Origin of the sequence: Petrotoga sp. 9PW.55.5.1 (genome assembly GCF_003265365.1) — a bacterium.
Taxonomy (GTDB): Bacteria; Thermotogota; Thermotogae; order Petrotogales; family Petrotogaceae; genus Petrotoga.
Genome location: NZ_AUPM01000038.1, coordinates 67,582 through 81,789, shown reverse-complemented (window position 1 = coordinate 81,789; position 14,208 = coordinate 67,582). Strand labels below are relative to the sequence as shown.

13 protein-coding genes are annotated in these 14,208 nt (G+C 30.8%); 10 read left to right on the top strand and 3 right to left on the bottom strand.

Annotated elements, in window-relative coordinates; genetic code table 11:
• Positions 1 to 7 precede the first annotated feature (7 nt).
• A complete protein-coding gene (locus PW5551_RS05995; RefSeq protein WP_113074890.1) occupies positions 8 to 943 on the bottom strand; it encodes an aldo/keto reductase in 936 nt (311 codons plus the stop codon).
• Between the two features lie 140 nt (positions 944 to 1,083).
• Here PW5551_RS05995 and PW5551_RS05990 point away from each other — a divergent pair, with 140 nt between their 5' ends.
• From PW5551_RS05990 to PW5551_RS05970, 5 genes are all read left to right on the top strand, one after another.
• The gene (locus tag PW5551_RS05990; RefSeq protein WP_158526153.1) at positions 1,084 to 3,087 is read left to right on the top strand and encodes an HD domain-containing phosphohydrolase; all 2,004 of its coding nucleotides are present in this window, start codon (positions 1,084 to 1,086) and stop codon (positions 3,085 to 3,087) included.
• A gap of 242 nt (positions 3,088 to 3,329) precedes the next feature.
• Positions 3,330 to 3,599, top strand: coding sequence for a co-chaperone GroES (groES, locus tag PW5551_RS05985; protein WP_113074888.1), 270 nt, complete (start codon positions 3,330 to 3,332; stop codon positions 3,597 to 3,599).
• Positions 3,600 to 3,620: 21 nt separating this feature from the next.
• Positions 3,621 to 5,243, top strand: coding sequence for a chaperonin GroEL (gene groL / locus PW5551_RS05980; RefSeq protein WP_113074887.1), 1,623 nt, complete (start codon positions 3,621 to 3,623; stop codon positions 5,241 to 5,243).
• 215 nt (positions 5,244 to 5,458) lie between these two features.
• The gene (locus tag PW5551_RS05975) at positions 5,459 to 6,592 is read left to right on the top strand and encodes a DUF401 family protein (RefSeq protein WP_113074886.1); all 1,134 of its coding nucleotides are present in this window, start codon (positions 5,459 to 5,461) and stop codon (positions 6,590 to 6,592) included.
• 28 nt (positions 6,593 to 6,620) lie between these two features.
• Positions 6,621 to 7,235 carry a phosphatase PAP2 family protein gene (locus PW5551_RS05970; RefSeq protein ID WP_113074885.1) on the top strand — a complete coding sequence of 205 codons (615 nt, stop codon included), beginning with the start codon at positions 6,621 to 6,623 and terminating at the stop codon, positions 7,233 to 7,235.
• Positions 7,236 to 7,268: 33 nt separating this feature from the next.
• Here PW5551_RS05970 and fsa read toward each other — a convergent pair whose 3' ends face one another.
• Positions 7,269 to 7,931 (bottom strand): fructose-6-phosphate aldolase, encoded by a 663-nt coding sequence (fsa, locus tag PW5551_RS05965; RefSeq protein ID WP_113074884.1) that lies wholly within the window; start codon positions 7,929 to 7,931, stop codon positions 7,269 to 7,271.
• Positions 7,932 to 7,984: 53 nt separating this feature from the next.
• Positions 7,985 to 8,647 (bottom strand): Crp/Fnr family transcriptional regulator, encoded by a 663-nt coding sequence (locus PW5551_RS05960; protein ID WP_158526152.1) that lies wholly within the window; start codon positions 8,645 to 8,647, stop codon positions 7,985 to 7,987.
• A gap of 114 nt (positions 8,648 to 8,761) precedes the next feature.
• Between PW5551_RS05960 and PW5551_RS05955 the strand changes: the two genes are divergently transcribed.
• The 5 genes from PW5551_RS05955 (at position 8,762) to PW5551_RS05935 (ending at position 14,208) form a co-directional block, all read left to right on the top strand.
• Entirely contained in the window at positions 8,762 to 9,100 is a 339-nt protein-coding gene (locus tag PW5551_RS05955) for a cupin domain-containing protein (RefSeq protein WP_113074882.1), read from the top strand.
• Between the two features lie 44 nt (positions 9,101 to 9,144).
• Complete coding sequence (gene hcp, locus PW5551_RS05950; RefSeq protein WP_199562225.1) at positions 9,145 to 10,776, top strand: hydroxylamine reductase; 1,632 nt, start codon at positions 9,145 to 9,147, stop codon at positions 10,774 to 10,776.
• 258 nt (positions 10,777 to 11,034) lie between these two features.
• Complete coding sequence (locus tag PW5551_RS05945; protein ID WP_113074881.1) at positions 11,035 to 12,564, top strand: alpha-amylase; 1,530 nt, start codon at positions 11,035 to 11,037, stop codon at positions 12,562 to 12,564.
• 44 nt (positions 12,565 to 12,608) lie between these two features.
• Complete coding sequence (locus tag PW5551_RS05940) at positions 12,609 to 13,385, top strand: hypothetical protein (protein WP_113074880.1); 777 nt, start codon at positions 12,609 to 12,611, stop codon at positions 13,383 to 13,385.
• Positions 13,386 to 13,479: 94 nt separating this feature from the next.
• On the top strand, positions 13,480 to 14,208 hold the full coding sequence (locus PW5551_RS05935; protein ID WP_113074879.1) for a hypothetical protein: 729 nt from the start codon (positions 13,480 to 13,482) through the stop codon (positions 14,206 to 14,208).

Sequence of the window (14,208 nt, the reverse complement as noted above, 5' to 3'; positions counted from 1 at the left end):
TTAATTTCTAATCTTCTATTATCTTTTCTATCTTAAGATAAATATCTTCACTCAATTCCCAATCTCCTGCTTCTATATTTTCCATAAGATGCATTTCATCTTTTGTACCAGCAATAACCGTTGGAACTTCATCATGATGCAATAACCAATTTATAGCCAACTGAGAAAGAGGTCTTCCTATCCTGTTGGATAAAATTTTCAATTCTTCCACTTTTTCGACATTTTTCTCAAATAAATCACGATTTTTAAAAATCTCATCCATTGCTCTTGGATCTCTTCTATCTGGCACAAAATCTTTAGAAATTTTCCCTGTCAATAGGCCTTTAGCTAATGGACTATAAGGAATCACAGCCAAATCATATTTCTTTACTACTGGAAATAACTCTTTTTCAATATTTCTTACCAATAAGTTATAATAATTTTGTGTAGAGACAATATCAACATATTTGGCTAATTCTTCTATTTGCATAGAACTAAGATTAGAAACTCCTATATACCTAGCTTTTTTACTATCCAATATTTTTTGTAATGCTTCTGCAGTTTCTTGTAAAGGGGTATTTGGATCTGGCCAATGAATCTGATAAAGATCTACATAATCTGTTTTAAGTCTTTTTAAAGAGTCATCAATTTCTTTTAAAACCCTTTCTTTTTTTAAATTGTTTCTTATTCTTCCTTTTTGATCCCACTCAAGACCACATTTTGTTGCAATATATAAACTCTCTCTTTTTTTGCCTTTTAAAAATTCCCCAACACTTTCTTCTGACATACCCAGTCCATAAACTGGAGCTGTATCAAAAAAATTAACTCCATTTTCATAAGCTAAATTTAATATCTTAACAGCGTTTTCTCTATCTATTGGGCCCCAGTTACCGCCTAACTCCCATGCACCATAACCAACAACTGATACATTCATATCTGTTTTTCCAAACTTTTTAAATCTCACGCAATCACTCCCTTAATTTTATTAATTTCTAAAATAATAACGCTTACAATTATTATAACATATCGATTAATTTGAATTTTTTGTTAATTTAAAGATTTATGGTAAAATTAGACAAACTGTATTTAGCGAGGGTATATATCATGGTTAAAAAATATATTTTGGTTACTCTTATGTTAATTATGTTTTTAAATGCGTTCTCAAATATATTAAATGTAATTTTTGGAGATTATTACCCAGATATTTACATTGATAATGAAGGAATAATATCCGGTTTTGCTGTAGATATTTTAAAAGAAGTAGAAAAAAATTCTAATCTGACATTTAATATAACGATAATGAATTGGGATGAAGCCTATGAAACTTTTTTAAATACAGATGATTATGACTTGATTGGTCTAATTATTCCAACCAAAGAAAGAAAAGAAATCTTCAATTTTTTTGATTCAGTTATATCTTCTACGCCATTCATAATGACTTTATACGATAATAATAAAACTTACAATGAACTAAAAAATTATGAAATAGGGATTTTAAAAAACAGCTTTTTAAAAGGAGTCTTGGAAAACGAAGGATTTAACAACATAATAGAATATTCTACAACTGACGAAATCATAAAAGATTTATTAGATAAAAAGATTGAATCAGCTGCTATAGAAGATGAAAGAGTCATTCAAAGATACTTAATTTTGAACGATCTAAAGCCAAATATAAAATATATGAAAATCTTTGACCCACAACCTTTGACTTTTGCTTCCAAAATTAATAGTAAAAATGAGGCATTAAAAGAATTTGACAGAACACTAAAAACTGTTTTAAAAAGCTCAGATTTTGAGTTAATTCAAAATTTATGGATGGGTATAGATACTTCATATATTTTAGAACGTCAGAAACAAGCGAATAGACTTCTAATATTTTCTATAGTTATTCTTTCAGGTTTTTTTATTGCATTGATTTTTTTTAATATTAGAAGTAGAACGATGGTAAAAAATATAAAATTAACTAATAAAGAACTAGAAAACTCATTTGAAAAAATATCAATTTTAAGTGATGAAAATAAAGAGTTAAGTGAGAAATTAGAAAAAATTCATAGTATCTTTTATTCTTTCATTGAAAGTAACGATACCAAAAGTATTTTAAATAATTCTTTAGAAGGTTTAATTAATTTATTACCAGAAGCTGAAGCAGGAAGTATAGGCCTTGTTTCTGATCATACCTGGAAAATCTATGCAGCACATGGATTTCCTAAGGATATATACAATGCATATTTACCGATTGAAGAAGTTATCAAAGTAGGAAAACACGTTAAAGAAATAAATAATCTAAATGATTACAATCAAAATATTCCAAAAGAAACTGAAAATATTTTTTCAAAAATAGAATCGTCACAAATAAAAAGTAGTTTATTTATAGACTTATATAATGGAGAATTATTCTTAGGCAATATTTCAGTTAATTCCAAAAAAGCATTGACTTTTTCAGAAAGTTCCAAAAAAATTATGGAAATTTTTGGAAGATTAATTGAGATTTTTATTGATTTGAAATTTAAAGAAAGAGAAGCAATAGATGCATATAATTATTCTCTACAGAAACTAAGTAATGTAGCTGAAAATTTTGATTCTGAAACTAATATCCATATGGAAAGAATATGCGATATAAGTTATGAAATAGCAAAAAAATTGGATCTTAAAGAGGAAACTTGCCAAGAAATAAAAAGGTATGCATATTATCATGATATTGGTAAAATATTAATCCCTATAGAAATTCTAAAAAAACCAAGGGAATTAACTCCTACGGAATTCTTAATAATTAAAAAACACACAGAATATGGCGCAGAAATAATAGGAGATGCGGAAATTTTTAAGGTCGCAAAAAACATTGCTCTCTATCATCATGAAAGATGGGATGGAACAGGGTATCCATTTGGTTTAAAAGGAGAAGATATTCCTATTGAAGCTAGAATTGTTGCTATCGCAGATGTTTATGATGCTCTCCGCAGTAGAAGGCCGTACAAAAAAAGTTTTACTCACGAGCAAAGCATGAAAATAATAACTGTGGGGGATGAAAGAACATCTCCAACACATTTTGATCCAAAAGTATTAGATATTTTTAAGAAAATTATCGAAAATTTTAAAAAAAGGTATTAAATTATTTGCCATTAGGTAAAAAAACAAAGAAAACAGAGCATTTTGGAGAAAATTAAAGAAAAACGGAGGATTAGCCTTCTAATCAACAATAATTACTTCTAATTGCCTATAATCTTCTATAATCTCCTTTTTTACCTCTTGATACTTTTTCACATAAGTGGTATCATATAACAGGATTAGCACTCTTAATATTTGATTGCTAAAAATAATAAAATATTAAATAAAAAAGGGGGTATAAGTTTATGACAGTAAAACCACTAGGAAATAGACTACTCATTAAGCCTATAGTAGAAGAAAAGAAGACCGAGGGAGGTATAGTTTTACCCGATTCAGCAAAAGAAAAACCGCAAAAAGCTGAAGTAAAGGAAGTTGGAAAGTTAGAGGAAGACTACGATATCAAAGTAGGAGACAAGGTTATCTTCTCTAAATATGCGGGTACTGAAATAAAGATAGATGATGAAGATTACATCATAATAGACATTGATGACGTATTAGCAAAGGTAGAAGACTAAAAAATAGGAGGTGTATAGAATATGGCAAAAATATTAAAATTTAACGAAGATGCACGAAGAGCTTTAGAAAGAGGAGTTAACGTAGTTGCAGATGCTGTTAAGATTACATTAGGTCCTAAAGGAAGAAACGTGGTTTTAGAAAAGAGTTGGGGTTCACCTACAATAACAAACGATGGTGTTTCAATAGCGAAAGAAATAGAACTAAAAGATAAATTTGAAGCTTTAGGGGCTGAATTAGTAAAAGAAGTTGCTTCAAAAACAAACGATATTGCTGGCGATGGAACAACTACAGCAACAGTCTTAGCTCAAGCAATGATTCAAGAAGGTTTGAAAAACGTTGCTGCTGGTGCAAACCCAATTTTAATGAGAAACGGTATAGCAAAAGCTACAGACAAGGCTGTAGAAAAAATTAGAAATTCAAGTAGAAAACTATCAAGCAAAGAAGATATAGCTCATGTAGCTTCTATTTCTGCTAACAATGAAGAAATAGGTAATATTATAGCAGAAGCGATGGATAAGGTTGGAGAAGATGGCGTTATAACAGTTGAAGATTCTAAAACACTCGAAACATATGTTGAGTTTACAGAAGGTATGCAATTCGACAGAGGATACATCTCGCCTTACTTCGTAACAAATACAGAAAAAATGGAAGCAGAGATGAAAGAACCTTATATCTTAATCACGGATAAGAAAATATCAGCAGTTAAATCTTTAGTTCCAATTTTAGAAAAAGTTGCTCAATCAGGTAAACCATTAGTAATTATTGCAGAAGATGTTGAAGGAGAAGCTCTTTCTACATTGGTTCTAAACAAATTAAGAGGAACATTAGAATCCGTTGCAGTAAAAGCTCCTGGCTTTGGTGATAGAAGAAAAGAAATGCTAAGAGATATCGCAATATTAACAGGCGGAACAGTAATATCTGAAGAAGTTGGATTAACATTAGAAGATGTAACCATTAATGATCTTGGACAGGCTGATGTTGTAAGAGTTGGAAAAGAAGATACTATTATTGTTGGAGGAAAAGGCGAAACAGACGCTATTAAAGAAAGAATTGCTCAAATAAAAGCCCAAATTGAGAATACTACATCTGATTATGAAAAAGAAACATTACAAGAAAGATTAGCAAAACTTTCTGGTGGGGTTGCTGTTATCAAAGCTGGTGCAGCTACAGAAACTGAATTAAAGGAAAAGAAACATAGAATTGAAGATGCACTTTCAGCAACAAGAGCTGCAGTAGAAGAAGGAATCGTTGCTGGTGGTGGAGTAACGTTACTAAAAATAAAGAAAGATATAGAAGAGTTTGCTAACACTCTATCTGGTGATGAAAAAATAGGCGCTCAATTGGTAGCAAAATCATTAGATGCCCCAACAAAACTAATTCTTAGAAATGCCGGATTAGAACCAGCAATTATTATAGAAAGAATATTAGAAAAAAATGATGAAGCATACGGTTATGATGTTTTAAAAGAGAAATACACAAACATGTTTGAAGCTGGTATAATCGATCCAACAAAAGTTACAAGAAGTGCTCTACAGAATGCGGCATCAATATCTTCCATGCTTTTAACTACAGAAGTTTTGGTAGCAGAAGAACCAAAAGAAGAAAGTCACCCAGAAATGCCACAAACCCCAGAAATGTACTAAGAAAAAAATAATAAAAGAAAAATGACGTGTCGCTTTAAGCGACACGTTTTTTTATGGTATAATAAAATATAGTTAGTCTTGCTTACAATAGAGGTGAATAATTTGGCCGTAGTGTCCATATTATCTGGATTAGTTAGCATGGTAATATCCATAAAATTAATCAAAAAAGTTCACTGGGCTATTTTCATTGCAACTATTATAACAGCAATAGTTTCATGGTAATATCCATAAAATTAATCAAAAAAGTTCACTGGGCTATTTTCATTGCAACTATTATAACAGCAATAGTTTCTTTGAATTTGAATTATATAGGCAGGGGTTTGATAGAAACTTTAACACAAAAAGATTTTTACGAAGTTATTCTTGTTATTTATGGAATCTATCTGTTATCAGATACGATGAAAAGAAGCGGTAGTTCTCAAATATTTGCCAAAAATATAGAATCTCTTTTTAATTCAAGACAAGCAATTGGTTTAATGCCGATGTTGCTTGGGTTACTTCCTATGCCAGGAGGGGCAATGTTTACAGCTCCGATGGTTAAAGACATATCAGATGAAAATAAAATTGATAGAGTTGAAGCAACGGCTATGAATTATTGGTTTAGACATAGCATGGAATTTTTTTGGATTTTATATCCTGCTCTTATACTAGAAAGTGCCTTGACTGGAATAAATCTTACTAGATTATTGTTGCTTCAATTACCAATAGGATTATTTGCTATAATGGGAGGATGGATCTATTTCAAAAATGGAAAAATAAAAGTAAAAAAAGATAAAGATAATTGGATAAGTCTTTTCAAATCTATTTTACCAATTATTATCATAATTATTGGTGTTGTATCTTCTCTTCCGGGATGGATAGTAGTATTAATTGTTTCCTTAGTTTATACAATTTATAATAAAAATTACAAAGATATTTTAAATATTAGAGGGGAAACCATTTTGTTGTTACTATTTGTTTTTTGGTATAAAAATTTTATAACCGTTTCAAACTTATCAAATGATTTTGTTGGTAATTTAACTCTTTGGGGAGTAAGTCCTTGGTGGATAATAATGATATCCCCTATTGTGATTGGTTTAATAACAGGAATAACCCAAGCAGGTTTTGCCGTTACTATGCCTATAGCTTTGTCTTTTGTTGAAGCAGGAATAATACCTTTGGTTCCAGTGGCTATAACAACATACTTTTTTTCGGTTTTGGGAGTTCTCCTGTCACCAGTACATCTTTGCCTTTTACTAACGACTAAATACTTCGAAGTAAGTATCTACTCTGTTATAAAAAAGATAATTATTCCTATAATTTGTGCTATAATAGGATATATTTTAATTATGTTCTTTTATATTTTTTAAAAAAATATAAAAGGGTTGGTGATATAAAATGTCGAAAAAATTTTTTTTAATAATTTTATTATTTATTTTTTCACATTCATTTTTTTCTAACGATTTGCTAACTAAGGAAAGTACTGATATAAATAGGTTTAATTTCAACTTTGATGATTTGAGTCGTAGTTTTATTAAAGAAAATAATAACAATACATTAGAATCTATTTCAGAGTTTTTAACTAACTATGATTATTTTTTCTTAGTATTACTACCAATAAGTGGATATAGTGCGGGTTATTTATTAAATGATGATAAATTAAAAAAAGTCGCTACAGACTCCATTCTTTCTTCTGCATTGACGGGTAGTATAATTATAACTACAAAAATTTTTGTGGGAAGAGAAAGGCCAAATCCTGAAAATGATACATATTCTTTTAAACCGTTTGCCCCTCTTACTGAGGGTTCCACGTACACATCTTTCCCTTCAGGACATTCTGCTGTTAGTTGGGCAGCTTATACCCCTTATGCAATGCAATACAATCCTTGGATCTTTTCAATTCCTTTTAGCATTTCTCTTTCTCGTCTTATTGAAGACAGGCATTGGCTATCGGATGTTGTGGTAGGTTCCTTAATTGGTTATTATGTTGCTTCTTATATGTATTATAGATAATAAAACTCACCAAAAAATGGTGAGTTTTAAAGGTTAATTTTTGTTTTTCAAATAATCTTGGTATTTCTTCCAATCACTTAAGAAGCTTTCAAGCCCAATGTCTGTCATTGGATGATGGAACATCTTATCAAGAACATTAAAAGGTACGGTAACAACATCTGCTCCTACTAACCCAGCTTCTAAAACATGTTGAGGATGTCTCACGCTAGCGACAATAATTTTTGTTTCATATCCATAATTACTGAATATAACTTTAATCTGTTCAACTATTTCCATACCTGTATTTCCTATATCATCCATTCTTCCTATAAAAGGACTTACGTATGTTGCTCCCGCTTTAGCTGCAAGAAGTGCTTGTAAGGGGCTGAAAACTAACGTTGCATTTGTCTTTATTCCTTCTTTAGATAAAGTTTTTATTGTCTTTATCCCATCAGGTATTAGAGGAATTTTAACTACAACATACTCACTAATTTTAACAAGTTCTCTAGCCTCTTTTACCATTCCAGCGTACTCAGTTGAAACTACTTCCGCACTTACAGGTCCTTCTACAGTTTCACAAATCTCTTTTATTCTTTCTTCAAATACAGCGTTTTCTTTTGAAACTAAAGTTGGATTGGTTGTAACACCATCGACTATTCCCCATACAACACCTGTTTTAATTTCTTCTATATTTGCAGTATCTAAAAAAATCTCCATTTGTTTAATACCCCCTTAAAAACTTTTTTAATCTCAAATATATTATAACATGATTATTTCTTCAATTTTTTTAAAATAATTCTATCTCCATTTTTTTCAAATAAACCTTCCTTTTGCATTTCTGAAATTACTCTTGATAATGAAGGTCTTTCTATTCCAAATAAATTTGAAAGCTCTTCTAAAGTAAGAGGTATTTTCAATTCAATTGATTTATTTTGTTGATTATATAGATTTAAAAGATACATCGTGAACTTATCTCTAATTGTATTAAAAGTGTTCATTCTTAATTTTTCAGCGACAAATAGAAATTTCTCTCCAATATCTTCTAAAAAAGACAAAAGAAAGTCAGAATTTTCTTTGAAAGATTTAATCAAATACTTTTTCTCAATGCAAATTAAAGTTACGTTGGTTGCTGCTATTACATCTACGGGCAAATAATTTTCCTTCGCAAAAAGTAAAGCGGAAGCTAAGATATCAGGTGCTTTTATTCTTTCAATTTCTAAAGATTTTCCGTTAAAATCAACCATTTCTGTAATAACTTGACCATCAACCAAAATCATAAATTCTTCTACTCTTTCTCCAGAATTTCTTATCAAAGTTCCTTTTGAATACTCTTTTATATGGTAAGATGTATTACCAAATATTTTAAGTAATTCACCCTTAGTAAAATTTGAAAAAATATTTATTCTACTTATTATATCGATGAATCTGTCCAAATTTCTTACCTCCCTAAAGCCCTTAAGGAATATGTGTAACATATGTTACTGAAAAAAGCATTCATATTTATTATACTTAAATTAAACTAGAAATACAAAAGGGGAGGAAAATATATGTCTAATAAAGAAATCGACAAAGTTTTATTAAATAACGTTTCTATACTCAAAGATTTAGTTGGTTATCAACAAGGGAATGTTGTCAGTAGAACTATTGTTGATAAAACAACGGGAACGGTAACATTATTCGCTTTTACTAAAGATCAAGGATTGAGTGAACACACAGCACCTTATGATGCATTAGTTCATGTTTTAGAAGGCGAGGCAGAAATTATTATAGATGGAAAATCTTATAATCTTAAAGAAGGAGAAGCAATCATAATGCCTGCAAACCATTCTCATGGATTAACTGCAAAAAATGAATTTAAAATGATTTTAACTATGATAAAGGCATAAAAATATAAATTATTTATTTAATTTTCCAAAGGAGGAGAAATTGTATGGGAATGTTTTGTTATCAGTGTCAAGAAACTTTACGAAATGAAGGCTGTGTATTTTCAGGTATTTGTGGAAAAACTCCAGAAACTGCTAACCTACAAGATCTTTTAATTTATGTTCTAAAAGGAATATCTTATTGGAGTATAAAAGCAAGAGAAGTAGAAGTCGAGGATTCAGACGTTGATCTCTATGTTGCAGAAGGTTTATTCGTTACGATAACTAACGTTAATTTTGATGAAGAAAGAATTGTGGAATATATAAATGAAGCCCTTGAAAAAAGAAATATTATAGAAAAGAAATTCAAAGAAGCCTATGAAAAGAAATACGGAAAGAGTTTTAACGAAGAAGTACCAGATGCAGCAATATGGGCTCCCCAAGAGAAAACAGAAGAAGAATATCTTGAAAAAGCTGAAAAAGTCGGAATTCTTTCAGAGGAGAATGAGGATATAAGATCACTAAAAAGTTTTCTATTATTTGGATTAAAAGGAGTAGCCGCTTATACAGATCATGCTTATGTATTAAAAAATTCTAACGACGATATTCTTACTTTCATTGAAAATGCTTTGTCACAAACTTTGCGTAATGATATAACAGCAGAAGAATTAACAAACTTAGTTTTGGAAACTGGTAAATACGCAGTAAATGCAATGGCTTTACTAGATGAAGCAAATACTTCTTGTTTTGGAAATCCAGAAATGACGGAGGTTTATACAGGAACATATGAAGAACCTGCCATATTGGTAAGTGGACATGATCTATTAGATCTTTATGAAATTTTAGAACAAACAAAAGGTACAGGAATAAAAGTATATACTCATGGTGAGATGCTTCCTGCAAATGCTTATCCAGAACTAAAAAAATATGATCATTTGGTTGGAAATTACGGAGGTTCTTGGTGGAAACAACAACAAGAATTCGAGGAATTTGGTGGAGCTATAGTCATGACGACTAACTGTATACAAAAACCAAGAGAATCTTACAAAGATAAAATATTTACAACAGGGCTTGTTGGTTGGCCAGAAGTAACTCATATTCCAAATAGAAAAGATAACAGACAGAAAAATTTCTCTCCAGTGATAAAAAAGGCATTAGAAATTGGTCCAATTAAGAAAAGAGAAGGCAAGAAAATTACTATAGGATTTGCACATCAACAAACTGCTCAAGTAGCAGATAAAATTGTTGAAGCCGTAAAAGCAGGGAAAATATCTAAGTTCTATGTTATGGGTGGTTGTGATGGAAGAAACAAGGAAAGAAATTATTATACGAATTTTGCAAAAGAACTTCCGCAAGATACCGTTATTCTTACAGCAGGATGTGCAAAGTACAGATACAACATGTTAGATTTAGGAGATATTGAAGGAATACCAAGAGTTATAGATGCAGGTCAATGTAATGATTCTTACTCCTTAGTATTAACAGCTTTAAAATTAAAAGAAGCATTCGGATTGAACGATATCAACGAACTTCCAATTGAATACAATATTGCTTGGTACGAACAAAAAGCTGTAGCAGTATTACTTGCTCTACTTTATATGGGAGTAAAGGGAATAAGGTTAGGTCCAACATTACCGGCTTTCCTTTCTCCAAATGTCTTAGAAACAGTTGCCAAAACATTTGATATAAAAACTATATAAAATAAACACTTAGCGGAGACGAAAAATAATCGTCTCCGTTTTTTTAATCTTCAAAATTCTTTTCAAAAAAAAATAGATATTTTAAGATTTTTTCATCTATTTATAATTATTTCCCCATAATCTCTTATAATTTCCCTTAATCGATTTTTTTGCCATTTGTGGAAATGTTTCCATATCTGCTATAATAGAATGAAAACATTTCCATTTGTTTTGAGTTACTAACAAATACAATCAAGTTTTCTAGGGGGACCTTCTCAAGTGAAAAAAAACTTTTTTATTTTAACTTTCATAACGATATTTTTCTTATATGCATGTTTAGGGAATATTATAGATAATGAAAATGATCAATTTTATCCTAAAATACCTGAAGAGTTAAATAATGAAACTATTATGCAAGCATTTTATTGGGAAATGGGTACAGGAGATTATTTAAAAAATTATCCAGAAGAAGAAAAACTATGGCGTCTTTTAGCTCAAAAAGCTCCAGAATTATCAGAAGTCGGTATTACAGCGTTATGGTTACCCCCTGCAAACAAAGCAATGAACGGTATTTATGATGTAGGATACGCTACTTATGATTTATGTGATTTAGGTGAGTTTAATCAAAAAGGTACTATTAGAACTAAATATGGAACAAAAAAAGAATTAGAAAGTGCCATAGCTGCTCTTCATGATGAGGGAATAAAAGTCTATTATGATGCTGTACTAAATCATAGGATGGGTGCAGACAGAACTGAAAAGGTAAGACTGAGTAGTCAAAGTCCTGATAAGCCTAATGAAGAAATTTCAGCTTGGACAGTTTTTAATTTTCCAGGAAGAAATAATAAATACAGTGAAATGAAGTGGAATTGGCAACATTTTGATAGTGTAGATGAGAATTTATTTGAGGGCAAAAGTTGGGATTGGACTTTTTACATGGATAACGATTATCTAATGGGGGCAGATGTAGATTATGAAAATCTCGAAGTACAAAAAGACGTTACCGATTGGGGAAAATGGATAATAAACGATATTGATTTTGATGGATTTCGTTTAGATGCTGCAAAACATATTGATTACAGATTTATAAACAGTTGGATAGATGATATTCAAAACAATACAGACAAAGATGTATTTTTTGTTGGAGAAGCTTGGATTGAAGATGTAAGCGAACTTGCAAGATTTCTTGATACAGTAGACAACGAAGATTTAAAAGTATTTGACTTTCCTTTAAGAAGTTTTTTTGTAGATATGATTGATGGTGCTGATTTAAGGAATCTTGAATACGTTGGATTAATAAACATAGATGGTTATAAAGATAAAGCAGTAACCTTTGTTGATAATCACGATACTAATAGAGATGAAGACGAAAAAGCGGGTATATTGAGAAGAAAATACCAATCATATGCATATATATTAACTAGAGAACATGGAACGCCGGTGGTTTTTTGGAAAGATTACTATATATGGGGCATGAAAGAAGAGTTGGATAAATTATTGCTGGCAAGAAAATACTTTGCATATGGTCCTGGTTATGAAGTAGATAACAACGATGAAGATGTATATTCTTACGTAAGAGCTGGATTGCCTGATGTTGAAGGTGATGGTTTGGTTTTAATGATCTCTGATGGAGAATCTAGAAAGATTACAACTAAAAGCATAAATTCAAGACAGCCAAATACAACTTTTTATGATTTTACTGGACATATAGCTGAAAGAGTAACAACTGATGAAAGCGGATACGGTGATTTTAAAGTCATAATGAGTGAAAACGAAGGTTGGTCAGTATGGGTACCATTAGTGGAATAGGAAGCAAGCTTTCAGAAATATTAAAAACTTAAGGGGGTATTAGTATGTATAGGAAAAAGATTTTGGTAGTAACATTGGTGAGTTTCTTAAGTATTTTTGTGCTTTTTGGATGTTTACCATCTACTACAGAGGAACCACAGGAAGAAGAAACTCCACAGGAAGAAGAAACTCCACAGGAATTAGTTTTAAGAGTCAATTTGCCTGAAACAACCCCAGCAACTGCAACTATTTATCTCGTTGGTGATTACTCTGATTGGGGATTTGACAACGCTAAGTCTTCCGAAGTTGAAACTGATAATGAGCAAAAGTATGCGGAATTTATTCTAGATTTTGATGCTACCGATTATCCTATTCAATACAAATACACGTATGACGCAGATTGGGAATATGAAGAAGTAAACGAAAATGGTGGAAGTTTGGATGGAAATAGAAGAATAGACGTAAAGCCAGATAAAGATATACAAGATGTTGTATTAAATTGGAAGGGATTAGAGAACATAGATTACACAGATTCTCAAAGTGAAATAACTATAAATTTCGTTGTTTATGTTCCAGCAGATACAGTAGATGATGAAGGAAAAATATATATGAGAGGTTTGAACGAGAATTGGGATCCTGGTTATGAGTTAAATAAAACGGGAGAAACTTATACTTTATCTGCAACAACAACATCTTATACCGTTCAGAAATACAAATTTTTGAGAAATAATGATTGGGGTTATGTGGAAAAAGATGAAAGTGGAGAAGAAGTAGGAAATAGAGTTACAATTTTAACTGATGATAGTACAATAGTTTCTGTGGTAGAAAGTTGGGCGCAATAAAATTTGATTTTTCAACCATAAGATTAAGATCTTAAGATTAAAAAGGGTAGGGAGTCATCTCCCAACCCTCTTTTTATAAATGGAGGTGAGTTTTTTGAGAAAAAAATATTTATACATACTACTTGGCTTTTCTCTTTTGTTTGTTTTATCAGGTTGTATGATGAATCTATTAGACATTATTCTTGATCCAGGTATTTATCTAGGATATTCAAAAAATAACAATGTACCAACAGTGGGAGATCAACTAAAGTATGATGGAAATTTAGAGTTTTACAAGATAACTATAAACGTTTCTGATCTTACTTATTCACAAGTTGATGAAGATGGTGTTATTTATGATTTGAGTTATTACAAAGTTTTTAATGTAAAAGAAGACGGAAATGTTGTGAGTGATTCTATACCAATATGGAAAGATGTAGTTGAGGAAAATGAATTAGAAACAATTACTATTTATGCTGACCCTTCAAAAATGAAAGAGAATTTAGCAGTAGGAGTAGGCGATTCTTCAAGGTATTATGTTGATTGGTATTTTGCTGGTAACTGGGGTAGTGATACTTGGGATGCAGGTGCTGTTAAATTCGAAGAATTAGAAGGGATTTTAGTGGCTAATATAGAAAAAGATTTTAATGCTGGAGATACAATATCATATAAAATTAAACCAAGCTCAGATTGGCGTCCTTGGAATATGATCTTCAATTCTGAAGTATATTCAAGAGATTCTTCTGACGCTGTATACACTCTAAAAAGTAACACCAACCAAATAACAGTTTATTTTGATCCTAGAATAAGTTATGTTTGGTTTGAAGAAAGCGAGGTGAATTAA